28 protein-coding genes are annotated in these 26419 nt (G+C 52.3%); 18 read left to right on the top strand and 10 right to left on the bottom strand.

The features are described from left to right. From yknW to NK662_RS04075, 5 genes are all read left to right on the top strand, one after another. Entirely contained in the window at positions 1-687 is a 687-nt protein-coding gene (yknW, locus tag NK662_RS04095; RefSeq protein WP_254757637.1) for a YknW family membrane protein, read from the top strand. 152 nt (positions 688-839) lie between these two features. Next, positions 840-1130 (top strand): ArsR/SmtB family transcription factor, encoded by a 291-nt coding sequence (locus NK662_RS04090; protein ID WP_254757636.1) that lies wholly within the window; start codon positions 840-842, stop codon positions 1128-1130. Positions 1131-1197: 67 nt separating this feature from the next. Next, positions 1198-2112, top strand: coding sequence for an LCP family glycopolymer transferase (locus NK662_RS04085; RefSeq protein ID WP_254757635.1), 915 nt, complete (start codon positions 1198-1200; stop codon positions 2110-2112). Between the two features lie 126 nt (positions 2113-2238). Further along, positions 2239-2733 carry a DoxX family membrane protein gene (locus NK662_RS04080; protein ID WP_254757634.1) on the top strand — a complete coding sequence of 165 codons (495 nt, stop codon included), beginning with the start codon at positions 2239-2241 and terminating at the stop codon, positions 2731-2733. A 72-nt stretch (positions 2734-2805) separates the two neighbouring features. Then, the gene (locus NK662_RS04075; protein WP_254757633.1) at positions 2806-3207 is read left to right on the top strand and encodes a DUF4359 domain-containing protein; all 402 of its coding nucleotides are present in this window, start codon (positions 2806-2808) and stop codon (positions 3205-3207) included. A gap of 17 nt (positions 3208-3224) precedes the next feature. On the opposite strand, the gene NK662_RS04070 is transcribed toward NK662_RS04075, so the two are convergent. After that, entirely contained in the window at positions 3225-3440 is a 216-nt protein-coding gene (locus NK662_RS04070; RefSeq protein ID WP_254757632.1) for a DUF2922 domain-containing protein, read from the bottom strand. A 297-nt stretch (positions 3441-3737) separates the two neighbouring features. Then, positions 3738-3962, bottom strand: a complete 225-nt coding sequence (locus NK662_RS04065; protein ID WP_254757631.1) for a DUF1659 domain-containing protein — start codon at positions 3960-3962, stop codon at positions 3738-3740. Between the two features lie 226 nt (positions 3963-4188). Here NK662_RS04065 and NK662_RS04060 point away from each other — a divergent pair, with 226 nt between their 5' ends. Both NK662_RS04060 and NK662_RS04055 read left to right on the top strand, forming a co-directional pair. Beyond that, positions 4189-4833 carry a PspA/IM30 family protein gene (locus NK662_RS04060; protein WP_254757630.1) on the top strand — a complete coding sequence of 215 codons (645 nt, stop codon included), beginning with the start codon at positions 4189-4191 and terminating at the stop codon, positions 4831-4833. A 269-nt stretch (positions 4834-5102) separates the two neighbouring features. Then, positions 5103-5582, top strand: coding sequence for a VanZ family protein (locus NK662_RS04055; RefSeq protein ID WP_254757629.1), 480 nt, complete (start codon positions 5103-5105; stop codon positions 5580-5582). Between the two features lie 11 nt (positions 5583-5593). Here NK662_RS04055 and NK662_RS04050 read toward each other — a convergent pair whose 3' ends face one another. From NK662_RS04050 to NK662_RS04025, 5 genes are all read right to left on the bottom strand, one after another. Next, a complete protein-coding gene (locus tag NK662_RS04050) occupies positions 5594-8335 on the bottom strand; it encodes a DEAD/DEAH box helicase (protein ID WP_254757628.1) in 2742 nt (913 codons plus the stop codon). Further along, positions 8322-9947: a hypothetical protein gene (locus NK662_RS04045; protein WP_254757627.1), complete on the bottom strand. Its 1626-nt coding sequence runs from the start codon at positions 9945-9947 to the stop codon at positions 8322-8324. Before NK662_RS04045 ends, NK662_RS04050 begins: the two co-directional genes overlap by 14 nt. Positions 9948-10034: 87 nt before the next feature. Continuing rightward, positions 10035-10325 carry a DUF3910 family protein gene (locus tag NK662_RS04040; RefSeq protein WP_254757626.1) on the bottom strand — a complete coding sequence of 97 codons (291 nt, stop codon included), beginning with the start codon at positions 10323-10325 and terminating at the stop codon, positions 10035-10037. Between the two features lie 91 nt (positions 10326-10416). Further along, positions 10417-11004 (bottom strand): 3D domain-containing protein, encoded by a 588-nt coding sequence (locus tag NK662_RS23535; protein WP_279663557.1) that lies wholly within the window; start codon positions 11002-11004, stop codon positions 10417-10419. A 236-nt stretch (positions 11005-11240) separates the two neighbouring features. Further along, the gene (locus NK662_RS04025; protein ID WP_368736053.1) at positions 11241-12110 is read right to left on the bottom strand and encodes an SDR family oxidoreductase; all 870 of its coding nucleotides are present in this window, start codon (positions 12108-12110) and stop codon (positions 11241-11243) included. Between the two features lie 176 nt (positions 12111-12286). On the opposite strand from NK662_RS04025, the gene NK662_RS04020 reads away from it, so the two are divergent. Then, the gene (locus NK662_RS04020) at positions 12287-12424 is read left to right on the top strand and encodes a hypothetical protein (protein ID WP_254757624.1); all 138 of its coding nucleotides are present in this window, start codon (positions 12287-12289) and stop codon (positions 12422-12424) included. A gap of 111 nt (positions 12425-12535) precedes the next feature. On the opposite strand, the gene NK662_RS04015 is transcribed toward NK662_RS04020, so the two are convergent. Next, positions 12536-13852 (bottom strand): C40 family peptidase, encoded by a 1317-nt coding sequence (locus tag NK662_RS04015; RefSeq protein ID WP_254757623.1) that lies wholly within the window; start codon positions 13850-13852, stop codon positions 12536-12538. A gap of 176 nt (positions 13853-14028) precedes the next feature. On the opposite strand from NK662_RS04015, the gene NK662_RS04010 reads away from it, so the two are divergent. The 3 genes from NK662_RS04010 to NK662_RS04000 are packed head-to-tail and all read left to right on the top strand — an operon-like array spanning position 14029 to position 15874. After that, positions 14029-14283: a nucleoside phosphorylase-I family protein gene (locus NK662_RS04010; protein ID WP_254757622.1), complete on the top strand. Its 255-nt coding sequence runs from the start codon at positions 14029-14031 to the stop codon at positions 14281-14283. Next, a complete protein-coding gene (locus tag NK662_RS04005; protein ID WP_254757621.1) occupies positions 14280-15065 on the top strand; it encodes a 5'-methylthioadenosine/adenosylhomocysteine nucleosidase in 786 nt (261 codons plus the stop codon). Before NK662_RS04010 ends, NK662_RS04005 begins: the two co-directional genes overlap by 4 nt. 47 nt (positions 15066-15112) lie before the next feature. Next, complete coding sequence (locus tag NK662_RS04000; RefSeq protein WP_254757620.1) at positions 15113-15874, top strand: 5'-nucleotidase, lipoprotein e(P4) family; 762 nt, start codon at positions 15113-15115, stop codon at positions 15872-15874. Positions 15875-15913: 39 nt separating this feature from the next. Here NK662_RS04000 and dat read toward each other — a convergent pair whose 3' ends face one another. Next, a complete protein-coding gene (gene dat / locus NK662_RS03995; protein ID WP_254757619.1) occupies positions 15914-16786 on the bottom strand; it encodes a D-amino-acid transaminase in 873 nt (290 codons plus the stop codon). A gap of 153 nt (positions 16787-16939) precedes the next feature. Beyond that, complete coding sequence (locus NK662_RS03990) at positions 16940-18862, bottom strand: LTA synthase family protein (RefSeq protein WP_254757618.1); 1923 nt, start codon at positions 18860-18862, stop codon at positions 16940-16942. A gap of 435 nt (positions 18863-19297) precedes the next feature. On the opposite strand from NK662_RS03990, the gene NK662_RS03985 reads away from it, so the two are divergent. From NK662_RS03985 to NK662_RS03960, 7 genes are all read left to right on the top strand, one after another. Then, entirely contained in the window at positions 19298-19663 is a 366-nt protein-coding gene (locus NK662_RS03985) for a YkvA family protein (protein ID WP_254757617.1), read from the top strand. A gap of 151 nt (positions 19664-19814) precedes the next feature. Further along, positions 19815-19937: a hypothetical protein gene (locus NK662_RS23530; RefSeq protein ID WP_279663551.1), complete on the top strand. Its 123-nt coding sequence runs from the start codon at positions 19815-19817 to the stop codon at positions 19935-19937. A 13-nt stretch (positions 19938-19950) separates the two neighbouring features. Next, positions 19951-20433 carry a metal-binding protein gene (locus NK662_RS03980; protein ID WP_254757616.1) on the top strand — a complete coding sequence of 161 codons (483 nt, stop codon included), beginning with the start codon at positions 19951-19953 and terminating at the stop codon, positions 20431-20433. 228 nt (positions 20434-20661) lie between these two features. After that, positions 20662-20949: an ArsR/SmtB family transcription factor gene (locus NK662_RS03975; protein ID WP_254757615.1), complete on the top strand. Its 288-nt coding sequence runs from the start codon at positions 20662-20664 to the stop codon at positions 20947-20949. 444 nt (positions 20950-21393) lie between these two features. Next, entirely contained in the window at positions 21394-23793 is a 2400-nt protein-coding gene (locus NK662_RS03970; protein ID WP_254757614.1) for a PAS domain S-box protein, read from the top strand. Continuing rightward, positions 23790-24188 carry a hypothetical protein gene (locus tag NK662_RS03965; protein ID WP_254757613.1) on the top strand — a complete coding sequence of 133 codons (399 nt, stop codon included), beginning with the start codon at positions 23790-23792 and terminating at the stop codon, positions 24186-24188. The genes NK662_RS03970 and NK662_RS03965 overlap by 4 nt, the downstream gene beginning before the upstream one ends. A gap of 299 nt (positions 24189-24487) precedes the next feature. Continuing rightward, the gene (locus tag NK662_RS03960) at positions 24488-26146 is read left to right on the top strand and encodes a lactate permease LctP family transporter (RefSeq protein WP_254757612.1); all 1659 of its coding nucleotides are present in this window, start codon (positions 24488-24490) and stop codon (positions 26144-26146) included. Positions 26147-26419 lie beyond the last annotated feature (273 nt).

The following is a 26419-nucleotide window of genomic DNA, read 5'->3' as shown; positions in this document are numbered from 1 at the left end:
ATGGAAGTACAAATGGAAAAAGTTAAGCTGCCAAAGCCCTCTCTGGCAGGCATGCTGCTGTCGCCGGCAGTGCAATTCGAGAGGATGCGCCGCAACCCGCGCGTGCTCGGCCCGATGTTCATCATGGCCATCCTGCTCAGTGTGATGCTTGGGGCCTTCATGTATCTCATTGTCAATGATGCGTTAATCGCCCAAATCAAATCGGCTGTGCCTGATCAGACGATTGATAAAGCAACCTTTCAAACTATCATGGGCGTTACAGGGGCGGTCATCGGCCTCATTGCGTCTCCCATCATCTTTCTGATTGGCGGGGCCATCCTGAAGATTTGCACGACTCTCGCGGGAAGTGACGCGACCTATAAGCAAATGCTGTCCCTCACGATTTATTCCAGCACGGTCGTGATTGTGTATTACGCGGTGAACAATATCCTCTTCGCAGTTGTAGGCTACCGGGAGGGCATGACAAGCTTTACAAGCCTCGGAAGCCTGTTCCCGTCCGGCAGCATGCTGGCTGGGCTCGGGTCTGTGTTTGATATTTTCTATCTGTGGTCCTTCTACCTGCTGTTTGCGGGCCTGCAGACTGTTGCCGGCCTGAAGCGGAAGGGCGCATGGATTGTGGTCGGCATTTTATTCGGCATTACAGTGCTTGTCTCGGTTGGAAGCACACTGGCACAATCTGCCGCTTGATGGAGGAACTTGGCTCTTAGGAGCCGGGTTTTTTCTTTTTCATCCAAAAATTCGAATATGAGATAAATAAATTCTTTACATTCGATGTTTATGTACTTTATATTTTAAATATAAATAGAAAATACTGTTAAATGCATAGTCAGGAGGCAAATATGCATACATATCAACAAATAGATGAAAAGGGAGCGTCCCAGTATGCAGAGCTTCTGAAGCTGATTGCCCATCCCGTCAGACTCCGGATGCTGGAACTCGTGATGCAGTGCGGCTCCATTTCAGTGAAGGAGATGTGCGAGGCTCTGGGGCTGCCGCAGCCTGTCATCAGCCAGCATACCACGAAGATGAAGAAGAGCCGCGTCCTGAAAGCGGAACGGAAGCAGCTGGAGGTATTGTACCAGGTGGAGGACCCGCGCGTGAGACAGATTATAGCGCTGATGCAGTCTTAATCCTTGGAATGGTTTGCCGCTGCCAAGGAAACACTATGCCCATTCCAGATGAGAAGGGGCGATTTCTATGAGCAGGCGCAAACAGATTCTGGGCTGGACGTTCGGCGTTCTGGGGGCGGCACTTGCTGCAACCGGTCTCTATACGTATCATGTCTACTCTGCAATGGAACAGACACTTCATTCCGTTCATCAGCCCGTGAAGCGGCAGGCTGCCGAACAGGTGCGGCCCGAGCCGGTTGTGATGCAGCGGCAGGACCCGATTTCTGTGCTGGTGCTGGGGGTGGACAAGCGGAGCGGCGACAAGGGCCGTTCAGATTCCATGCTGCTCGTGACGGTGAATCCGGCAAAAGCCACAACGAAGGTCGTGAGCATACCGCGCGATTCCTATGCGGAAATTGCCGGACAAGGACGGCGGGACAAAATCAACCATGCCTATGCGTATGGTGGTGTGGCCGCCGCAATGAGCACAGTTGAGAAGTTTTTGAATGTGCCCATTGATTATTATGTGGAGATGAATATGGACGGCTTTCGTGATGTGGTGGATGCCGTCGGCGGCATCACGGTGGATAATCTATTTCCATTCAGCTATGAGGGCTCGACCTTCCAAAAGGGGAGCATTCAGCTGAACGGCGAAGAGGCCCTGCGCTATGCGCGCATGCGCAAGGAAGATCCAAATGGCGACTTTGGCCGTCAGGAACGGCAGCGCAAGGTACTGGAGGCAGTGGTTCGCAAGGGTGCCGATTTCTCTTCCTTTGCCAATATTGACGAGGTGCTGGCAGCCGTGCAGAAGAACGTGCGCACCAATTTAACTGCAGCCGATATGTACACTCTGCAACGGGATTACCGGCAGGCGGCAGACAACATTGAACAGGTGCAAATGCCGGGAGATGGCCGCATGCTTGGGCATGTCTGGTATTACATGGTGCCGGAGGAAACGCGCCGGCAGGTGTCCCGCCAGCTGCGGGAGCATCTGCAAATGTAGTTCCCCAGCGGAAAAGCAATACGCAGACAGCTCATTGTTTGCGTATTTTTTGTACAGGCGGTTGACTTGGATACACTTTCCTCCTACCATGAAATGAGAAGGTCAAGCAGTTGGGGGGAGCAGACTTTGTTCACAGAGTTCTTAATACGAAACGGAAAAATTAAATTTATTCTCTTTATTGTTCGTTTATATGTAGGCTGGGTCTGGTTTTCCCATGGCTTCAATAAAATTATGAGCAAAAATTTTGATGCGACGCAGTTTCTGCAGCATGCGGTGGCGCAGGCTGATGCCGCCAATCCGACAGTGCGCAGCTGGTGGGCTTTTATTGTAAAATATGCATTTCTGCCGAATGTGGAAATTCTGAACTATGTGATTCCGGTGGCGGAGCTGCTGATTGGGATCTTGATTCTGGCCGCGCTGTTTACGAATCACGCAATCTACTTTGCGCTGTTCCTGAATTTTGTGTACCTGCTGAGCGGTTCGCTGGACGTCAATCCACAGCTCATTCTATGGTCTATTCTTCTCTTGGCATCCAAGGAGAATGCCAGCCGCATTGGGCTGGACGGCATGCTGCGCCGGACGCTGAAGAAGCCGGCCGCCCCTGTCAAACCGCCCATGTAAAACAAGCAGCTTTCCGGCTGCTTGTTTTATTTTTTGAGAATGGGACATAAGGATGTAATAGAGGTGAGGAAGATGAAATGGAAATATGTTTGGTTGGCGCTCTTGATCGGCATCCTTGTATATTTGGCAAAAACAAACCCGGACAAAGCGGAATATAATGCATGGGCATCCAAGCAATTTGTGCAGCGGACGGAGGTGCATGAGGCGATGGCCAGAACGGAGGCTGAAAGCCCGGATAGTCTGTGGGGGGAGCTGGCGAGCCTGGGGAAGAAGCTGACGGAGAAATATGTGCAGCCGCAGGTGGGGCTTATTATTGATGAGCATACGAGCAAGAAGGATTACATCTTCTTTTCGCTCTATAACACAAGCATGCAGCTTGGCAGCGACAAATATGAATATATCACGCTGGGGGCAGCTGAGCACTTTTGGCTGCTGCAGGCGCCGGAGGATACAAAAAAGGAGTCGCGCCAATAAGCGGACTCCTTTTCCCGTTACATATTCAAGCCGACATCAGTGACGTTGCGCTCCACAACACGGGCGCCCTTTTTCCGGGAGCCCGCATCCAGGCCGACAAAAATGCCGGCAGCAAGGATACGGTCCATTGCTTCGCTGACTGCCTGCTCATCCACCGGCAGCTTCGGGTTTTCCACGCTGACGGTAAAGGTCTTTCCGTCAGTTTTCCAAAATTGCAGCTCCAACACTTGCATGTGTCATCCTCCTTTTTGATGGAGTCAGGCTTGGGGCCTGACTCCGCTTTTCTCTTGTCCAGCTCCAGCAGCCAGCCATCTGCCAGGGAAGAACCTGGCCCGACAAAGGCAAGGAGCGCCTTTGCGTGCCAGAACCGTTCCCTTCGGATGGCTAATCGGGCTGCTTCCGCTTCTCTTGATGTCCAGCTGCACCGGCTAGCTCACTGCCAGGGAGAACCTGCCCGCATAAAAGCAAAGAGCGCCTTTTAACGGTCAGAACCTCCCTTCTGTGAGCTGAACGAGCCGGTTCCGCTTTTCTTAGGCCTTCGTCAAGTCTACTGCGCTTGTCATGTAGACTGCCTGCAGCACGTCTGTCTGCAGCGATGCGATGGCTGCCGCCGCATCGTACATGCCTTCCGGATTCGCATCCAGCTTGACAAAGCGGTACAGCTTGTTGCGTGTGATGGCCTTGCCGTTTGCATCGCGGCCTCCAGAGAAGCTGAGGCGAAGGCCGATGTCGGTTGTCAGTGTTCGGATTGCCATGTCTCTCACCCCCTTTCGCCCTATATATAAAGGCAAAGCAGGGAAAGTGGGAAAGACTGCAAAACTTTTTTTGCGTTAAGAGAAAGTTAAGCCTTGTCCGGCATAATGGGTCTTGTAGCAAGGGAGGTGATAGAAGCATCATTCCAGTCTACAGCAGCAAGATCACTTACAAGCAGATTCATATAAGCAGCAAAGAAACAAGACATTTGTAAGGAGGACAAGTAAAATGGGTATCTTAAAGCGAATCAGCACGATGGTCAAGGCAGATGTGCACGAATTACTGGACAAGGCGGAGAATCCGATCAGCCTGTTGAACCAGTATATGCGTGAGCTGGAGGAGCAGGTCGGCAAGGCGAAGGATGCGCTGGGACAGCAGCTGTATCTGGAAAGACGCCAGGAGCAGCTGGTGGCGGAAGCGGCAGCAGTTGTAGCAAAACGCGCACGCCAGGCAGAGCTGGCAGTGGCGAAGAACGACGATGCCATCGCCAAAATCGCACTGCAGGAAAAGCTGCAGCAGGAAGCGAAGCTGAAGCTGTATGAAGAGCAGTATGCAGCGATGAAGCAGCAAACAGCAGCGCTGAAGGAGCAGATTGACATCTTGCTCGAGAAGTACAATGAGCTGGCCAACAAGCGCTTTGTGCTCCTGTCCCGCGCACATGCGGCCAAAGCACAGCAGCAAAACCAGGCTGTATTGGCAACCTTCGATGCCGATGGTGCCGTGAAAGGCTTCAACCGTGTGGAAGAGTATGTGCAGAAGCTGGAAGCGCAAGCGGCAGCAGGCGCCTACTTTGTGCCGGCCGCACCAGCAGCCAGCCATGAGCTGCAGGAAGCGGTTGAGCGCGAGCTGGCAAAGTTGAAGGAAAGCAAGTAGGTTTTCCCCCTCCCCATAGATTGAGAAGCCCGGACTGGTGCCGGGCTTCTTTTTTTGCGGCGGGAAGCAATACAGTGGCTGATGAAACATAAAAGGGAGGGATGAAACAATGCCGCCAGCGAGATTGGAAGCAGTGGAACAATCATCTCGAAAAATGAAACAATCATTTCAAAAAGTGAAATAATTCTTGTAGGAGCTTGCTACAAAAGCTGTGATTCCCCCCTGTTTCGTTCTCTGCTACAATGAAACAAGACAGGAGGAAGAATAAAATGAAGAAGTTTGTATGGCTTTGGCTGCCTGTTTTGCTGTGGATCAGCATGATTTTCTACTCATCCTCGCAGCCCTATCAAAAACAGGATGTGCGTCCGGAGCTGAGTAAGTATATCAATCTGGAGTGGGTAAGGGCACACCTGTCAGGGATCAAGTTTGACTACGCCAACTATGAAGTGAGCATTGCCCATATGGGGGCAGCGGGCTTCTTGGAATTTTTCATTCGTAAGGGAGCACATGTCCTCGTGTTCTGTATGCTGGGGATTTTGTTGTATCGGGCCTTGTCGCATGTCATCAGCCGGGGACGCGCCGCTGTCGGTGCATGGCTGATGACGGCTTTGTATGCAGGACTGGATGAAGTGCATCAATCCTTCACCGGCAACCGGACCCCGCTTTGGCAGGATTCGGCGCTCGACAGTATGAGTGCGTTCATTGGCATCTCTCTCTTCTATTTGCGGCAACGCAAAAAGGGTGCATAGGCACCCTTTTCTTATACACCAAGCAGCTCCTGCAATTCCTCCATACTCAACTCCGACATCCAGTTATCACTGGTGATGATGGCGTTATTGAGCGACTGCTTGCGCTCAAGCATTTCATCAATTTTCTCCTCAAGCGTTCCCGTCGTGATGAGCTTATGCACGTGGACAAAGCGCTTTTGACCAATTCGATAGGCGCGGTCTGTCGCCTGGTTCTCGACAGCGGGATTCCACCAACGGTCAAAGTGGATGACATGGTTGGCCGCCGTCAGGTTGAGGCCGGTGCCGCCCGCCTTGATGGACAGAATGAAAATTTTGTAGCGCCCGCTTTGGAACTGCTCAATCATCGCGTCCCGCTCCTGCTTGCGGACACTGCCGTTTAAGAACAGGACAGGTTCGCCGGTTTTCTCCTCCAGCACCTGCTTCAGCATGTCGCCCATGCGGATATACTGGGTGAAAATGAGGCAGCTCTCATCCCGGTCGCGGATGGTCTCCATCAAATCCAGCAGCTTTTCCATTTTCAGCGAGCGCCCGGTCACGTCCTTCGGTTCTGCTTCCTTCAGATAGAGGGCAGGGTGGTCACAGATTTGCTTGAGCTTGTTCAGCATCATGAGAATAAAGCCGCGCCGCTCGATGCCGCTCAAGCCGGCCACGTTCGCCAGCGTATCTTGTACGAGCTGCTCGTACAGGGAGGCCTGTTCGGCGGTAAGCGCACAAAATTCCTTCTGCTCCTGCTTATCCGGCAGATTGAGGGCGACGTCCGGATCCTGCTTGGTGCGCCGCAGCAGGAACGGGGCAATGAGCCGTTGAATCTGCTCAATGCGTTCCTTGTCGTGATCCTTCTCAATCGGGGCAACGAAGCGGCGTTGAAACTGTGACAGGCTGCCGAGGTAGCCGCGGTTCAGGAAATCGAAAATGGCCCACAGCTCCGTAAGCCTGTTTTCCATCGGTGTGCCGGTCAGCGCCAGCTTATGCTGCGCCCGCAAACCGCGGACGGCCCGCGACTGCTTCGTCTGCGCGTTCTTAATGTTCTGCGCTTCATCCAGAATGACTGCGTTCCACAGATAGGAGGATAGCTCCTCCTCATCCAGGTGCGCGAGCGTGTAAGAGGTCAGGATGACATCCTGGTTTTGGACAAATGGCAGGAACTCCTCTCCCTTCGGCCGGCTGCCGCCGTAGTAGAGAGCGACGCGCAAATCAGGGGCAAACCGCTCGAACTCCCGCTGCCAGTTGCCGAGGACGGAAGTGGGCGCCACAATGAGCGCCGGTTTGCCGGAGCCTTCATGCGCTTTCATATACGCCAGATACGCAATGGTCTGCAGGGTTTTGCCAAGCCCCATATCATCAGCCAGCAGCGCGCCAAAGCCAAGCTCCCGCAGATGCAGCAGCCACTCCACGCCGAGCTGCTGGTACGGGCGCAGCTCGGCATGCAGCGTTTCCGGCACCTCGCGCTTGGGCACCCGGCCGATCTCCGTCAAACGGTGCAGCAAGCCCTCGTAATAGGAGTCCAGCTCAATTTCAATTTCATTGAATACGTTGTCCTCTTCCACATGCTCCTGCTCATCCGCCGTGCGCAACAGCTCCCGCTGCAGCAAGTCCTTCATTTCCAAGCCCTGCCGCTCTGCCTTGTCCATCAGCTTTTTCACTTGGGCGATAAATTCCGGATCCAGCTTGATCCATTGGCCGTTGATGTTGATAAGGCGGCGGTTTTGCTCGACGAGCGAGCGGAATTCCGCTTCGGAGAGGTCCACGCCTTCCGTGGAAATGCGCCAGTCGAAGCTGACGATGGTATGCATGCCGAAGAAGGCTTGCCCGCGCGCACTGTCTCCCTTGACCTTCGCCCGGAGCGACAGCCTGTGCTGCTTCAGCGCCTGCCACCAGGAAGGAAGCAGAATGTCCACCCCCGCAGTCAGCAGCTCATTGCTTGCCTCTGTCAAGAAGCGCCATGCTTCCTGTTCGTACAGCTCCTGCCGCAGCCGTCCATCCTCCATCAGCCAGGGCACAAGCATTTCCCAGCCGGCATACGTTTCCAGAATCCGCTCATGATGGGCTTTCCAGCGCTTGGGCAGGGAAGCCTCATCGGTGTATACATACGTCCGCGCCGCGCCGCGCTTTGGCATCAGGATGGTCTCCAGCTTCCAAGACGCAAACTCCTCCTGCGGCTCCAGGAGACGCAATCCAATCGTAAACGGCATATCATCTTCGGTATACCCGATTTTGCGCAGCCAATCCGTTTCCGAGACAGACATCTCCCGCTGGCGCCGGACAAACTCACGATTTTCATACAAGCGCTGCGCCCGTTCCCATTCCCCGGAAGACGGCGGGTGGCGGAGCGTTTCCGTCACAGCATCGGCAAACAGCCGGGCTGTAAAATTATCTGCCAGCTCCGTGCTTGCCGGCTTCCACAGCCGGCCGCTGCCCCAGCCTTCCATGTCGGGGAGGAAGGAGCCCTGCCCGTAATCCTGCCAGGCCGCGGCGAGCGGCTCCTGGACGTCATGAAACTCTGTGCTGAGGCGGAGCCCGGCGAAGGAGCTGGCCGGCTGCTTCGCCAAATACTCCAGTGCCTGCAGGGCATTCAGCCGCAGCCCTGTCTTCCATTCCTCCAGCATCGTCCCATAATAAGAGGAGGCATGCCAAACAAAGGCATCACCGAGCCATTGGCTTGGCGGGACGGATGTGCCAAGCTCATCCTCCGCCCAGATGAACAGTCCATCCTCCAACGGCTCCATCCGAATTGTTACTTCACTTTGTATCATCTAGCAGCTTCCCCTTCTGTAGTTCTTCCTGAAAGGCCCGCAGGCGCGAAAAATTGGCCGAGAGCCGTTGTATGTACAGGTCCCATTCCTGGGTGCGCTTCAGCTTCTTGTAATGTGTCCGCAGCTTTTTTAAATAGCGGACCGCCAGCTTGTACGCCGGCCTGTTCTTCATTTGGATCGCCTTTGTCACCGCCCGGTGGTACAGCGGCAGCACGGCTTCCCGATCTTCCTTCTCCACCAGCTTCAGGCTGTCCTTCAAGCCCTCGAGCTCTGTGCCAAAGCCCATGAACAAGTGCAGCTCCGTCCACGTCCGGTACTGCTTCTTCGCAAGCAAATAGTCATCATATTCCCAGAAGCTGTATGGCAGCAAATCCTGCAGCAGCATTTCGTAGCCGGCGGTTTCCTGCTGCTGCCCGGCATACCGCTTGTAGGCGGTGAGGAAGTGACGCACCGCATCCCGCTTGAAGTATTGGGAGGCATCCTCGCTCCTCAGGCAGCGCTGCAGCAGCTGATACAGAAATGTCAGCCAACGGGAGACACGGTCCCATTGCCCGCGCGCCTCAAACCCGAATACCCAGTCATAATACAGGCCGATGAGATCCTCCGGCTCCTGCTCCAGCAGGGCGATGGCAGCTTCATCGTTGCCCGCTATCACTTGAAGATGCGCTTCGGCCAGCACCTTCAGCAGCGGCAGCTCCTCCTTCGCCACACGCTCCTTCTCCTCCTGCAGCCATTCCGGCCGGGCAAGCAGCTGCTCCCAGAGAAGGCGGTAGGTGAAGAAGCGCTCCTCCAGCGCCTTTTCAGACGTGACGAACAGCAGCCCGTGCAGGGTTTGCCCTGTTCGCTGCAGCAGACCGTCATAGGGAAGCGGAAGAGTCAGGCTCATCAGCTTGCGGTGGAAAATTTCAATCTCGTCCAAGAAGCGCTCCGCCACTGTTTCCGCCTTGAAATAGGAGTAGGTCCGCTGCTCCTCCCAGGCCTTGGCTGCCTCAATCAAACGGGCAAAGCAGAAGAAGGCGGCATTCAATTCGAAGATTTCACGCAGTCCCTCCGTCCGCGGCGCTTTGCGGAGCAGCAGCGTGTAGAAGTCTTCAAAAATGCTCATGAGAAAATACATTTCCCGGTATTTATGCTTTCTTTGCTCTGTATGAAATTTGTCATATTCCTTTGTAAAATAGCCGATCCAGCTGTCATAGTCATCCTCGGTAAACACGGAAGCCTGCAGCAGCTGCTTCGCCGTCTTCACGGCAGGCAAAGCGGGCTTGCCTTTGTTTTTGAAGCGCTTCATAATTTCCCCGACAATGCCGAAGCTGGAGCCGGCATACAGCAGCACGGCCGCCAAATGCTCGCAGGAGCCCGGCTGGAAGCACTCACAATAGCTCTGGGACACATCTGTCATCGGCATGGAGGTGCTGAAAATTCTTCCGCCGTCCTCCACGGTCCCCTCCAGTGTGTAGCCGTCAAAGGAGACATTGTATACGCGCCCTTCCCGGTACAGCTGCAGTCCGCTTGCCATGCGTGTCCGATCGTGTTCTGACTGCGGATTGAGCGTGTCAATGAATGCATCTGCCATCCGCAGCAGTTCTTCTTTTCCGATTGAATGCTGAAGCATATGTACCTCCGTTCAAAAAAATCCTTATTTTGTCTATTATAGCGGAAAGCGGAGCAAACTGCATCCAACAGAAAAAGCTGCTCTGCATCAGAACAGCCCCTTGTAGTTTCTCTGCGCGAGCACAGCCCGTACATACGGGTCCGCGAAAATGGCCGAAATGGCCGGCGGCAGGCTTTCCCCGGGCACGAACGAAGTGCCGCGCAGGGAAGGCTTCGGTGCGCCCGGCTTTACCTCGTATGCTTTAATTTCCAATTGATGACCGTCTGCGATGAGCTTATAACGGCCATCGTCATGGGGCAAAGTAAAATCAACCATAAACTGCGTCTCTCCCGGCACGCGGGGGGTGCCGATCCAGTCCGGTGTTTCCTGCAGATTCATGCGTTTCACTCCTTTCCTGCTCCTGTGCCTATTATCCGACATTTGGCGGAGTTACACAAAAAACCCGCTTCGGCGGGAAGCGGGTTTTTTCTTACAGGATGCGCACCTTTACGTGCTTGCGGCCCCATTTAAAGGCCTCTCTCTTTGTCGGCAGCAGGATATCAATGCGCTTTCCTTTAATCGCGCCGCCGGTGTCGCCGGCGATGGCCTCACCATAGCCTTCCACCCATACCTTCGTGCCGAGCGGAATGATACGCGGATCCACTGCAATCAGTTTCATCTTTGGATTCCTCTTGATGTTGAAGCCCATTGCAGTGATCCCGCGTGTGGACTCAAACGGTGTGTAGGAGGTTGCTTCTACAGTAATTGTCTTTGGAACAACCGATACAATATGCGCTTTACTGGTATATCCAGTCTTGCCCTTATAGCTGATTTGCAGCCAGCCGTTTCTCATATCCTTCTTTACAGCCACTGCTTGTCCGCGGCTCAGCTTGCCCATAACTTTGTGCTTTGTCGTCATGCCCGTACGCACATTCAGCGTCGTAGACTTTACATAATGCTTTGTAACCGCAGGTTTTGCGGAAACTTGCGTTGGTGCAGTACTCGCTGCGGCATCGGCAGATATACATAATCCAAGGCTGACACAAGCCCCCAATACAAAACCTAGCAGTTTTTTCATGATGTAAGCCCTCCGTGTAAGTTGTTGGCTCAAGTATAGCACTGAAAACGCTGCCAAACGACAAAATCACAGAAGTAAAAAGCTTTTGTAACACAATAGTAATGTGGTGTAACAGGGTAATTTTTCCGACCCTCGATGAAATCAGGCTTTATCCGACATTTCCTGATTATGGTTGTAATATTTCTTGTCCATTTCCCGGGAAAAATTGTGTCGAAAGGGAGGGACTCAGTCCCTCCTCAGCCATTGATTACAGCACCGCCATTCACATGAATGGTCTGCCCGGTCACATAGGAAGAATCATCCGAGGCGAGATACACATAAGCAGGCGCGAGTTCATACGGCTGTCCCGCACGCTTCATGGGCACTTGCTCCCCGAATTTTGCAACCTCTTCCGCTGAAAAGCTGGCCGGAATGAGCGGTGTCCAGATGGGACCAGGTGCAATGGCATTGACGCGGATTCCCCGGGGGATGAGCTGCTGTGACAGGGAACGGGTAAAGGTGACAATTGCCCCTTTTGTGGCGGAATAATCGACGAGCTCTTTATTGCCCTGATATGCGACAATCGAGGCGGTATTGATAATGCTGTCGCCTTCCTGCAGGTGCGGCAGGGCCGCCTGTGTCACATAAAAGAAGGAGAAAATGTTAATGCGGAAGGTTGTCTCCAGCTGCTCGGGGGAAATATCCTCAAGCCGCGTTTGGACAAACTGCACAGCGGCATTATTGACGAGCACATTCAGCTTGCCAAAAGCGGTGAGAGTGTCAGTTATAATTTTTCTGCAATAGTTTTGTTCGCGCAAATCGCCGGGGAGGAGGATGCAGCTTGCCCCGCAGGCTTCCACCTTCTTTTTTGTTTCTTCGGCATCCTGGTGCTCATCATAATACGAAATGGCGATGTTTGCGCCTTCCTTGGCGAAGGCAATTGCGGCAGCGCGTCCAATGCCGCTGTCGCCTCCGGTGATGAGAATCGCTTTATTCTTAAGCTTTCCGCTCCCGTTATAGGCCGGGTTATCCGAAATGGGCAGAGGGTGCATGACGTATTCAAAGCCGGGCTGCCGGTCCTGATGCTGCGGCGGGAAGTTTTGCATGGCAGAGCTCCTTTCTCGGATGACATTCTTTTTACAAATATGTATGTGGGACAGAAAAAATGTTGTGTTCTGGAAAAAAGACTAGTATAATATTACTGTAAGCGTTTGCAGTATTATGGGGAATTTGAATGTTGTAATCTATGTATTGGGGAATACATAGCATCAGAGACAGAGTGATCATGTTAGGGGAGACGGCAATGAAGCGGTACGAGCGAAAGCTGAAGCAAATCAGCCTGAAGCGCCAGGCACATCAGTTGCGCGTTCAGTCACATGAAGAAGATGGGAAGAAGAAGGAGCAGCCTGTTCTGAAGAAGGACACGGCATCCGCCTCCTGATTGACACGGTTCAAACTAAGGGGATTTCATACAGAAAAAAGCAGAGGTTGGGGAACCTCTGCTTTTTTACGTTCAGGCAGAGTTTTCTTGGAATCTAGAAAACTCTTTTTCTTAATATGGTTTGGTGTAGCCTGTGAAATGCTTGCTCCAGTATGAACTGCTGAGGCTGCCGATGGCCACTCCGGAATCGCCGGCCTGGATGAAAGAGCCATTCCCCAAATAAATGCCCATATGGGAGATGCCCGGCTTATAGGTGTTCTGGAAATAGATGAGATCACCCGGCTGCGGGTTTGTTGTTTTCTTAAAGGCGCTCCAATACGCTGCTGCGCTCATGCGGCTGAAGGAGTAGCCGCTGTGGCGGTACACATGGTAGATGAAGCCGCTGCAGTCAAAGCCCTTCGGTGTGCTGCCGCCCCACAAGTAGGGCACGCCTGCCAGAGACTTTGCATAGGCCACGAGGGCGGAAGAGGCTTGCGGCTGGATGCTTTCTTCCTTAACGCTGTCTTCCTTCGTGCTTTCCGTTTGTGGCTTTGTCTGCGATGTGTACTTCTTCGCGATGTAGCCGGCAGCTCCCTGATAGCTGATGCGCAGCCAGCCGTTTCCTTCATCAGCTGCTTCCACCTGGGTGCCGAGGGAGAGGCTTCCCAGCGTCTGGTAGTCCGTGCCCGCTCCGCTTCGCACATTCAGCGAGCTTACAGTGATATAGCGGGTGTCTGTTACCGCAGCTGCCGCGCCGGCTGTAAATGCCACATATTCCTTCGAGACGAAGCCGACCGTGCTGCCGCGGCGGATTTTGTACCAGCCGTTCTCCTCTCCGATGACATCGAGCACAGTTCCTTTGACAAGGCCGCCGATAATGCCCTCGTATACCGCGGGTCCTTTGCGCATGCGCAAGGAATCGGCAGTCACGGTGTATGTACCCGGCGCCGGTGCGCCCTGCGCGGCAACCGCCGCTGTGCCTCCTGTTACATAGCTTTTGCTGACATAGGCATTCTGCCCGTTATAGGAGATTTTGTACCAATCCTGCACTTCTCCGATTACCGTCAGCGCCTGTCCCTTATAGACGGCCCCGATTGCCGGGTGGGCGGTGCTCGGCCCTGTCCGGACACGGAGCGAAGAGACGCTCACCTGGTAGCTTGCTTGTATGGTTTCGGACTTCACATAAGGCTTGCTGACATAAGCCGTTCGTCCGTCATATTGAATTTGATACCATCCGTTTGTTTCTCCAATGACCTGCAGTGTCTGTCCGCTGCGGACAACTCCCAAAATGCTGTTGGCTGTGTCTGGGCCGGTGCGGACGTTCAAGGCATTTGCTTCAACTGTGTACGACGCCCCGTTTTGTACTGCCGCAGAGGTGGCATCCGCTTGGCCTGCAAAGGAGGCGCCCGCAGCCGTGAGTGCCGCAATACTGGCGAGAGCTTTCTTCATAAATTCCCCTTTCCTTTCTATCGTCTATTTTTGGCAAAAGAAAATATTGCCAATCCATATGGTAAATTCATTGTCGATATGTGTCAATTGTTATTCTTGAATCCGTATATCTGGCTGTGATGAAAGGGACGGAGTTGAAGCAAACTACAGGCATCACACAATGAGGAGCTGTAGGAATGAGAAAATGGATAATGGGGCTAATATGCATCATCGGGCTGCTGTATCCGGAAACGGCACATGCAGAAGAGAAGGGGCTCATGGGCTCAATGAAGGGGGCAGCCATTTCGCATGTCGCATATTTGAACCATGTCCCGTTTGTCATTGTGCGGGCAATTGCGGATGATGCAAAAGAGTTTGATAAGCTGATTTTGCTGGCCTGCAGGCAGTCCACTGCGATTGTGGAACAAATGATGAAGGGGGAATTTCAATGAAGCGAGCACTGATTGCGCTTCTGCTGTGTATGCTGTGCGCGATGCCGGGCGTACAGGCGCAGGACGGCGGGGAGATGTATACAATCGGGATTATCGGTCCGATGGAGGAGGAGATTGAACTCATCCGTTCCAAGATGAAGGTGCAGAAGGTCGAGAAATTGGCGAACTTCACGTTCTACAGCGGAACCTGGGACAGACAGCGTGTGGTACTGGTGCGTTCCGGCATCGGAAAAGTCAACTCATCTGTAGCGGCCCAGATTTTGATTGCGCTCTACCGCGTGGATTTTCTCATCAATTCCGGCGTGGCCGGGGGGCTGAATCCGAAGCTGAAGGTGGGGGACATTGTTGTTTCCAGGGACGCCGTGCAGCATGATGTGGACCAGACTGCGATTGGCGAACCACCGGGGAAATTCGAGGATGCGGATGTGATCTATTATGAGGCAGACCCGCGGCTTGTCCGTCTGGGGGAAGCCGCGGCCAAAGGGCTTCCGGGTGTCAAAGTGTATGTGGGACGTGTGGCCAGCGGCGATCAGTTCGTGGGAACAGATGAGCAGAAGCAGCGGATCGTGAAAACCTTTCAGGCGGATGCGGTGGAAATGGAAGGAGGAGCAATCGGACAGGTCGCCTATCTGAACCAGGTGCCGTATGTCATTATTCGTTCCATCTCTGATGCCTCAGCTGACGCGGCGGGGGCGGAGTATAAGAGCTTTGTGAAGCAGGCAGCACGGAATGCCGCTTATTTGATTGAACAGATGATTCAGAACCTGCCAAAGAAAAAGTAAGACATGCCGCCGGAAGTTCCCCGTATACTGAAAAAAGGGGGGATTTGATGAGGAAGCAGATGCTATGCTGTCTTGCAGCTCTTTTGTTGAGCGGCTGCGGCAAACCGACGGAGGATGGCACACTTGCGGTTCTCTGGTATCAGCAATCCGGCGAAGTGCGCGGGTTATATGAGCAGGGCTATGAGCTTGGCAAGCAGCAGCTTGATCAGGCGCTGGCAAAAGGAACGGGAAAGCCGCCGGCCATTGTCCTGGATTTGGATGAAACAGTGGTGGACAACAGCCCGTACCAGGCGCAGGTAATCCGCGAGGGCGCCAGCAGCTTTGCCCTGTGGGATGAGTGGGTCCGGAAGGCGGAGGCAAAAGCGCTGCCGGGGGCGCTGGACTTCTTGCGGTATGCGGATTTGAAGGAAGTGGCGATCTATTACATATCAAACCGCCGGACCTCGCAGCTGAAGGATACGCTGCACAATCTGCAGCAGCTCGATGTCCCGCAGGCGGTGGAGTCACATGTCCTGCTGCGGGCTCCGGGGGAACAGGGAAAGGATGCACGGCGGGCAGCTGTCATGAAGACGCATGATATTGTGCTGTACTTTGGCGATAATCTGTCTGATTTTCCCGGGTTTGAAGGAAAATCCAATGAGGAGCGCCGCAGGCTGGCTGAGGAAATGAAGGCATTGTTTGGCAGACAATTCATCTTGTTTCCCAATCCGATGTACGGCCATTGGGAGGACGCGATGTACAACTATGAAGACAAGACAGAGGAAGAGAAGAAGAAGATTCGGGATAGGCTGCTGCAGCCATTCCGATAAACGCATGAAAGCCATGCAGGGAAGCATGGCTTTCTCTCTTTACAGAGCATGCAAGCGTGTATTCTTGACGCCTTCACTGAAGGCCTCCTGCAAAGCGTATGTAATCGGGCCGGGCACTCCTGTTCCGATGGCAGTGCCGTCAAGCTGCACCATCGGCATCACTTCGGAGGTTGTGGCAGTGAAGAAGCACTCATCAGCCTGCAGTACATCGCGCAGACCGAACATTTCCTCATGCACAGGAATTTCCAGCGTATGCGCCAGGGAGAGCACATATTGCCGGACGATGCCATTTAAGATGAGATGTGTGGCCGGATGGGTATACAGTGCCCCATTCTTGACGAGAAAGAAGTTGGAGTGGCTGCCTTCCGTTACAATGCCGTTCCGGACAAACAGCGCTTCCGTGCAGCCTTTTCGCTCGGCGCTTGTGCGCGCCATAACATTTGGCAGCAGATTCAGCGATTTAATATCGCAGCGGAGCCAGCGGATATCCTGCTCCGAGCAGGCCTTGATCCCTTGCTGCATAGAAGACAGCGGACGCTCCTTCCCCACAATGTACGCATACAGGGTCGGCACATTCTGCGGATCATAGATATGGTTGCGCGGCTGCACCCCGCGGGAAATTTGCAAATAAATCATTCCGTCCCCCCGGAATTGATTTTGCTCCACAAGCTCATACAGCCAGCGGACGAGCTGGGCTTTTGAAAAGGTTGGCTTCAGTTCAATTTCCTCCATGGAACGGTACAGCCGGACGAGATGCGGCTCAAGCAAATGAAAGACGCCGCTGTACAAGCGTACCACCTCATAAATGCCATCGCCAAACTGCAGGCCGCGTTCCTCCAGGGAAATATACGGCTGCTGTACAGATGTATCAACGAAGCTGTCTCCAAATAACACGATTGGTTCATGGCGCATAAAGCATTCTCCTATCCGTGAATAATGGTTGTACTAACAAATTAGCGTTTTCTGGACAAATTCCTGCCTGCATCTTAAAAAAACGGCATACAGGCATATGGCAGGCTGTGATCAAAAACAGCCAAAGAAAAAAGACGATGCAGGCGCATCGTCTTATTCCTTCGTTTCCGCTTTGATGATTGTCTTTACTGTGCCCGTCTTGATCTTATTGTTCTCGAAGAAGCGCAGTAAATCGCCTTCGATAATCTGGTCGGACATGCGTAATTCATTTTGCGCACGGTCAATCAGCGCAGTGGCTTCAGCCTTTGGCACTTCCACCTTCTCGCCTGTCTTGAAATCGTAGAAGGTGCTCTTGTAATAGATGTACTTATCTGTTACAAAGCCGCCGTCGCGGAAGACAACAAACTGCTTATGGTCAGGAGAGAACAGGTCATGGCCAAACTCGATGTCATTGGATGTTCCAACACCAAGCAGGTTCAGAATGGTCGGCTTTACATCAAGCTGTCCGGCAACCTCTGTCATCGTCTTGCCTTGCGTTTGGCCAGGCACGTGGATGAACAGCGGTGTACGCTGCAGGTTGGCTGTATCTACAGCTGTAATTTCTTTTTTGCCGAAGAACTTTGCCAGCGCGTCATTATGGTTTTCGGAAATACCATAGTGGTCGCCGTAGAACACAATAACAGAGTTATCATACAGGCCGGCTTCCTTCAGCTTTTCAATGAAGTGCTTCAGCGCCTCGTCCTGGTAACGCGCTGTTACAAAGTAACGGTCGAACGTGCCGTCACCGGAGTTGAACGGTTCAATCATCTTCATGCTGTCATCATAAGTGAACGGGAAGTGGTTGGTCAGCGTCAGGAAGCGTGTGTAGAACGGCTGCTTCAGCGTCTTCATCTTCTCGACGGACTGGTCGAAGAACTCAACATCTTTCAAGCCCCAGTTCACCTTTGTCTGCGGTGTAATCGTATAATCCAGTTCGTTAAAGTAACGGTCATAGCCAAGTGAAGGATACATCATGTTACGGTTCCAGAAGGTCGCGTTGTTCGCGTGGAACACTGCTGTATAATAGCCCTGCTGGCGCAGAATTTCCGGCGTTGCCACAAACTCGTTGTTGGAGTGTGTGAAATACACGGAACCGCGGTCCAGCGGATACAGAGAGTTATCAATGATGAATTCCGCATCAGATGTTTTGCCCTGGCCGGTCTGGTGGAAGAAGTTGCTGAAGAAATAGCTCTCCTTCGCAAACTGGTTCAGGAATGGTGTAACCTCTTGTCCATTTACCTTTGCATTCATCAGGAATGTTTGGGTTGATTCCAGAGATACTATGATTACGTTCTTGCCTTTGGCAACGCCGAACATATCCTTGTTCGGATTTACCTGATTTGTTTTCACGTAGTTCTCCGTTTCCTGCAGCTTGCTGCCGTCAGCAAATGCTTTTTGGGAGCTTGCTTTCGCCTGCAGGCCAAGGTCATACACCTGGTGTACATACAAGCCCAGGTTTTTCACGAGCATGACACGGTCAAAGGAGCGCGTCAGCAGCTCAGGGCGTTCTGTTTCCGCCAAGCCGAGGTTGGCGAAGAAAACGGCCACAGTGGCAAGGAAGTACAGAGATTTCATTGGGCGGGCCACATTCCCTGTCTTCGAGAAGTTCGGCTTCTTGCGCACCAGGTACAGCAGGAAGAAGATATCTGCCACGGCCAATAGAATTCGATAGTTGAACAGCTCTTTCACACTGGAGCCAAGGCTTCCGAAGTTGGACGTTTGTGTCAGCACCGGCAGTGTCACAAAGTCATTGAAGAAGCCATAAAACATTACGTTGCCAATCAGTACAACTGTCAGTATAAAGTTAATGAGAATTGCAATATAGTTCCGTTTCTTCCCTGTCGCGAACAATGCCAGTCCGACAAGGAGCAGCGAGGAAGCAAGCGGACTCAGGAACAGGATAAATTCCTGCATAAGCGAATCCAGCTTCAAATCAAAGCTGACGCGTGTCACAATGTATGTTTTCAACCATACGAACAAAGCGGCAAGAAGTGTAAAGCGGATATTCTCAAACTGTTTTTTCAATGATTCCTTCATCCATTTTCACCCTTTCTGTTTCTAGACATGGTTAACTCCAAAAGAAAAAGGAGTCCCATTCGAAATGCCAAGCCTTCCGCTCTCCATGGATCCAATGCTCCATGTTAAGTTTTCAACGCTGCATTCCCTGTATGTTTCTCCACTAAAATTCATCTCCATTTTTGTAAATGTGGTAAATTCCATCTTAACATTATACAGGATCTCCCTCCGTTGTGGAACCGGGAGACGTTCTACATTGTCTTACAATATTTTCAAGCCGGGTTGGCAACAATCTTCACTTTATCACTTGTCCCGACAGTCCGTCAACTGTGAAATCATGCATTGCAAACACCTCCCATGGCAGGTAAGGAAACATTTTGGCGGTCATGCAGGCTTTTGAAAACTGGGCAGGTTGTTCATATAATAGAAGTAGCTGGAAAATAAGGAGGAATCGGCATGGAACAGAAATTTTCCGTAGAGGCCTTTTGGGGCAAGCTGAAGGCAGCTGCCGTTAAGGCCGGCCATCTGGTTGTGTATACAAGCCTGCTGTTGTTTTATGTGCTGCAGCGGCCGGATGTGCCGAAGCGGGTAAAGGTGATCATCCTTGGCGCATTGGCCTATTTCATTGCGCCTGTTGACGCAATTCCGGACTTTGTGGCCGGTCTTGGCTATACGGATGACCTTGGCGCGCTTGGTGCGGCACTTGTTCAAGTGGCCATGTACGTGGATGCGGATGTGAAGCGGCAGGCGAAGGGCAAGATGGCGGAATGGTTCGGGCCTGACGTGGACACATCGGAAATTGACCGCAAGTTGGACGAGTAGGCGGCAAAGCATCTGTAAGTAAGCATATGAAGCACCGCTTCTGTTTTATGACTGGAAAGAAGGGAATTGTCGTCCGCTTCTTATTATAGAAGGGACTGCCTCTCTTTCCGGCGGCAAAAAAAAAAGAAGCTCCGCCCGGCGGAGCTTCGAAATGGCTGCTGAGGAGTTGCATGAAGCAGTGAAAAAGGCTGAGATGCTGCAGAATATGCGGAGAGGAGCGAATCTGTTCTTGCAATCTGCCTGGGAGGTTGCGAAAATGGAAGCAGCAGGTTAAGAGGAGGTGCATCATGCCATCAGGAAAAACGCACACGCGCCTCAATTTAGCGGCGCTGCCTGTGCTCGGATTTGTACTTATTACATACAAGGTGACGGATTGGAGCCTCCTGCTGCCGTCGGCGGCGGGATTCTTGCTTGGGACGTATCTGCTGAACCCGGATTTGGATACCGTCAGCGCAGCCTACCGCAATTGGGGGCCGCTGCGCTTCATTTGGTACCCGTACCGTTCCATGCTGCCGCACCGTTCCTTTCTCACCCATACGATCTTGCTCGGTGACATGATTCGCGTGGTCTATGCGGCGATTGCCTTATCGCCATTGTTGTATTTGTTGAACTGTACCGTGCTGGGCGGCCAGCTGCCGGTATGGGTGCAGACACACCGGCCGTTTCTGGCAGCCGGATTTGCCGGTATTGTGGCCGCAAGCGCATTGCATATTTGGGCGGACCGGTTGAATACAAAACGAAAGCGGGTGTTCCGCCGCAAGCGGCGCTGAGCACGGGGGAAGCCATATTTGTAAAAATGGAGATTTTAGATATATAAATTCGGTTTTTTCTGAAATTTGTTGAGAAAGTTTCTGTACATATTCAGATATTCCGCGAAATGTAATATAATAGGGAATGAGTAACAGTATGCGGTTCCATAGATGGAACGAACTGCATTCCTCAAACTTTGTACAGATGAAAGCATGAACAAACATATATCGCAAAGGGGAGGCGTATTCATGCAAGGATTCAAGGCAAACGAAGAAAAATACGTAGAAAGTGCAGAGACGATTAAGGTGCTGGCGCACCCGGTCCGTCTCGGTCTCGTGAACCAGCTGATCACGAAGGGACCTTCCAACGTCACATCGCTCTATGAGGAATTTGAACTGCCGCAGTCTACCATCAGCCAGCATTTGGCGAAGCTGCGCTCCGGCAACATTATTAAGGGAACAAGAAAAGGGCTGGAGATTTACTACGAGGTTGTGGATGATAAAGTACGCGATCTGGTGCAGATGATCGTTCATTAAAACAGACAAAAAAAGCAGCGCATCCGAAATCGGGGGCGCTGCTTTTTTTGTACAGTACAATACAGGGAATTGTGATGGGATTGTGACAGCTTCATTATAAGGCGGCAGGAGCCTCTATAAATGTGATAAAAGTCACAGCTTCGTCCTGTTTCTTTGACAAATATATGGCATCTTTCACAAATGTCGATATCTTTTGTGGCAGAAAAGAGCACGATTCTATATTTCTTAATAGGAAATTGCTATTTTACCTAGAATTATAAAATTTATGTCCATCTTGTCGATGGAATCTAGAGCAGCTTTGAATCGGAAGACCTTTATATAGTCATGCAGATTCTCATGCGACTTGGAGCTGGGATGTTTCCCTTCCGCCTGGGCTTCGCTCTTCGTGTTTCTCAAGAAAGAGAGTTCTTTCGGCAAAACTTGATTGAAAATGGAGGAGAATTCATGCTGCAGGCGCTCCTGGTGAATGTTGCAATTATATTGGTTCCGCCGCTGATTATTACAGTAATCCTCATGAGTGAACGCTGCAGACAGAATGGCATGAGGATGAAGCTGCTGACGGGCTTCATATATGGCTGCGCAGCCATAGGGTGTATGATGCACCCATTTGTGAGCGGAGCAGATTTTCTTTGGGATCTACGATGGGTTCCTTTCCTGGTCGTCTTGCTGTACAGCGGGCCGGCAGGCGGCATGGTGTGCCTGTTCATGCTGGCGGGATACCGTTTCTTTCTTGGGACGGGGCTGGCTGCATATATGACGCTGGCTGATGGATTGCTGCTTTTGCTGGCATCGTGTGCGGTGTCACCCGGCTTCCGCAGGCAAAGCCGGTCCGCAAAGGCCATTTGGGGACTGTGGCTGTCATTGATTTTGTATGCCTTTGTCATGATATCAATCGGCACCTATTTTGCCGTAACAGGACAGCTTGCCTTTCTCTTCAAGCAAAGCATTTGGTTGTATATTGGCATGGCCACTTGCTATGCGGTGTCAGTGACAGCTTCCATTTTGCCGATTGAGAACCTGCGTGAGGTACAGCTGCTCCGGCGCCTTTGGAATGTAAGTGAGAAGAATTATCGTATCTTGGCGGAGAATTCGGCCGATATGCTGTGCCGCATTTCAGCTGATGGGTACATCTTATACGTGTCCCCCGCCTGTAAAAGGCTGCTTGGCTATGAGCCGCATGAGCTGACCGGACGGAAGGTATCCTCTTTGCTGCATCCCGAGGAGCTGGACATGGTCCGGGGGAGCTTTTGGACAACAGGGGTGGCAGAAGAGGTCTTTACGTTCCGCATGAGGAAGAAGGATGGCTCCTACAATTGGTTTGAAACAGTGGGCAGCAAGCATGAAGGCCGGCAGCTGATTACGGTCCCCCGGGATATTACAGAGCGTGTGCAGCGGGAGGAGGAGCTGCGCCGGAGCGCCCAGCTGCTGGCCAGCGCTCAGGAGATTACCAATATCGGCAGCTTTGAGTGGGAGCTTGGCCACGATACATTCACGCATTCACAGCAGAACCTCCATATTTTCGGCCGGGAAAGCGGCAGCATCTCAAGCTTTCCGGCTGTGCTTGCCTCCCTTCATCCTGATGATCGCCCAAAGCTGAACCAGGCTGTATCCACTGCCATTCGATGCGGGATATATGAAACAGAATACCGGGTGATTCGCCCGCATACAGGGGAGGTGCGCCATGTCCGTTCCCGGGGCAAGATAATATATGATGGGAAGGGGCAGGCCCGGCGTCTTGTCGGCACCAATCAGGATGTGACAGAGCAGAAGCAGATGGAGCTGCAAATTCAGGAGAGCGAAGAACGCTACCGGCGGATTGTGGAGAGCTCGCCAAACGCCATTTTTATTTTCCGGGAGAATGAGATTGTGTACGCGAATGAGACCGGCCGCAGGCTGCTGCGTGTTCCGTATGCTTCCATTATGCAAATGAGCCTTCCGGATCTCTTGGGTGATGCAGGGGCGCAGGCTATGCATGAAGCAGCCCGGAAGCAGCGGACGGACGGGGTGGCCTTGCCGGTGGAGGTGCAGCTGCAGCGCCTGGGCGGAGATGCTTGCATCGTGGAGGCAAGGGCCTTGTCGGTTGTATACAGGGGGGAACCGGCTTTGTATGTGCTGCTGACGGATATTACGGAGCGTAAACGAAGCCAGGAGCTTCTGCAGCAGTCCGAGAAGCTGAAGCTTGTCGGCGAACTGGCGGCCGGCATCGCCCACGAAATCCGGAATCCGTTGACGAGCCTGAAGGGCTTTGTCCAGCTGTTCGGGTATGACAAGCAGCAGGGGCAGGCGGAATATATTCATATTATGCTTAGTGAAATCGACCGGATCAATGATATTGTGGGAGAGCTGCTGCTGTTGGCGAAGCCGAACAAAAGTGATTTTGCCCGCAAGAACCTATGTTCCATTCTTCACGATGTCATCACTTTGCTGCAGCCGCAGGCCAATATGGACAATATCCGCATTCTGAACTACTGCGAGGGCGGCAGCATCCCGGTATACTGCGTCGAGAACAAGCTGAAGCAGGTATGTCTCAATGTGTTAAAGAATGCGATGGAAGCAATGCCTGAGGGAGGAAACATTTCAGTGTTTTGCACGGAAGAGGAAGGACGGGTCAAAATCCGCTTTCAGGATGAAGGCTGCGGCATTCCGCAGGAGTATTTGCCCAAGGTCGGCCAGGTCTTCTTTACGACAAAGGAGAAAGGGACGGGGCTCGGCACGATGATCAGCTATAGCATTGTGGACAACCATAAGGGCGAAATGCGGTTTGCCAGCGAGGTGGGCAAGGGGACAACGGTTGATATTTTCCTGCCGCTGGCTTCTCCGGCCGCCAGGGAGACTGTGCAATGAGACGCATAAGCATATCTCTGCTGCTGCTTCTTTGCCTGTGCGGCTGCGGCAGAGAAGCACAAATCTATGAGCGGGTGGAGGCCCATTTTGCCCAAAGCGGCTATACGCTGCGGCAGAAGCAGGAGGCGCCGCCGCTTCAGCTGCCGCAGCCGCATCGGTATTATGGCCTGCAGGATGGTGATGGCTTGGCTGTGTATCTGTTCCCGGACGGGAAGGAAGCCAGGCAAGCCAAGTTGAAGCTGGAGCAAGAGGCCTCGCTGGAGTGGGATTTTCTCATTCCGCTGTACTTCGTCAAGGGGCCTGTGCTCATTGTGTACTTTACAAATCCGGCAAAAGCCAAGCTGCCGCTGTTTGAGAAGCTGGAACGGCTTGTACAGAGACTGGAGCTGCCATAGGAGGAGGCAGGGGAAACTGTCTTCTCTTTTTGTCTGAAGTGTGACATTCATCACAGTTTTAGCCAGGTTTAAATTTTTTGTCACAAAAAATACAAAAAAATGTCGAAAAGGGCTATGTAAAAGAATAAAAGTATGGTAGATTAATAATACAGCATCCAGTTCCTGCAAATGTAAGCGTTTTATGAAAACGTTTTACTTTTTGGGTAAGAGGTATGATGACCATACAGTCAACTCATCCGGTGGGATGCAGATAGCACTTTTTATTTTACATTATGATAATGTTTAAAGGAGATGAAGGTATGCAAACTTGGGTCCAGAACTATGATCCATTTGGCAACATCTGGCTCTCAGCCGCAGTTGCACTTATTCCAATCGTGTTCTTCTTCCTGGCACTTGCAGTTTTTCGCATGAAGGGGTATATGGCAGGACTCATCACTGTGCTTTTGACAGTGGCGGTGGCGATTCTTGTATATAAGATGCCGGCAACCATGGCGATTTCTGCAACCGTTTACGGTTTTGGATATGGTCTTTGGCCAATTGCCTGGATTATCATTACATCCGTATTCCTGTATAAGATTTCTGTAAAGACAGGCCAGTTCGATGTGATTCGCGCATCTGTGCTTTCTATTACAAATGACCATCGTCTATTGGTAATCCTGATTGGTTTCTCTTTCGGTGCGTTCCTTGAGGGTGCGGCGGGCTTCGGTGCTCCGGTAGCCATCACAGCAGCACTTCTTGCAGGTCTTGGCTTGAACCCGCTGTATGCGGCAGGTCTTTGCTTGATTGCAAACACAGCGCCGGTGGCATTCGGTGCAATGGGTATTCCGATTATCGTTGCAGGCCAGGTTACTGGCATCGATGCTCATCGAATCGGACAGATGGCTGGTCACCAGCTCCCATTGTTGTCCTTGTTCGTACCATTCTTTATCGTATTCCTGATGAACGGCATCAAGGGTGTGAAGGAAACTTGGCCTGCACTGTTCGTGGCTGGCGGCTCCTTCGGTTTGACACAATTCTTGACTGCAACTTACCTTGGACCTGAGCTTCCGGATATCACATCTGCGTTGGTAAGCTTGGTGGCATTGGCAATCTTCCTGAAGTTCTGGCAGCCTAAGAACATCTACCGCACAGACGGTGCAAGTGCTGAAGCAGCAGCTGCGGTACAGAGCAATCAGGCTGTGAAGCTGACATTCGGCAAGGTGACAAAGGCTTGGTCTCCATTCATTATCCTGACAATCATGGTTGTCATCTGGAGCCAAAACGCATTTAAGAACCTGTTCGCAACAGGCTCTCTGCAAAATTGGGTATTGAAGTTCCACGTGGCTGGCCTGGACAAGCTTGTGCTGAAGGCAGCTCCGATTGCCAAGCAAGGCACTCCGTATGAAGCGGTGTATAAGCTGAACGTAATTGATGCAACTGGTACAGCGATCCTGATCGCAGCGCTGATCTCCATCGTGCTGCTGCGTATGAACGTGAAGGATGCAGTTTCCACATTCGGTGAAACAATGAAGGAATTGCGTCTTCCAATCCTGTCTATCGGTTTTGTACTTGGCTTTGCGTACATTGCAAACTACTCCGGTCTGTCCTCCACGCTGGCATTGGCATTGGCGAAGACTGGCGGCGCGTTCCCGTTCTTTGCGCCATTCCTTGGCTGGCTGGGCGTATTCCTGACAGGCTCCGACACTTCTGCGAACGCATTGTTCAGTGCTCTGCAAGCTATCACAGCACAGCAGATTGGTGTAAGCGACGTACTGATGGTTGCTTCCAACACAACAGGCGGCGTAACAGGCAAAATGATTTCTCCACAGTCCATCGCAATCGCTTGTGCGGCTGTAGGCCTGGTTGGCAAAGAGTCTGATCTGTTCCGCTTCACAGTGAAGCACAGCTTGTTCTTCGTAACACTGGTGGGTATCATCACTTACGTACAAGCTTACTTCCTGACTTGGATGATTCCGTAAAGAAATATGGTGGATCAGAACTGCCGGCTGCTGCCGGCAGTTTTTTTGTATGCTAAGAAGAGGAGCAAGCTAATTACAGCTGATATGGGGGCTATGACCTTCCAATCCCAGCATATCAGGGCTGCTTTTCGTCTATTTTACCCATCTGTACTGGAAAACCCGACAAGTGCCTGATAAGCTGCCGGCGGAACCCGACACCTCCCCCGTAAACCGGACAGCTTTGCACTTCCAGATGTCTCCATGGGAGCCGGGGCACGTAAATGAAAGAAGGGC

It is taken from the genome of Ectobacillus ponti, from assembly GCF_024294785.1.
GTDB lineage: Bacteria > Bacillota > Bacilli > Bacillales > Bacillaceae_G > Ectobacillus > Ectobacillus ponti.
Note: the sequence above shows the minus strand (reverse complement) of the source record. Positions and strands in the feature narration are given on the sequence as shown.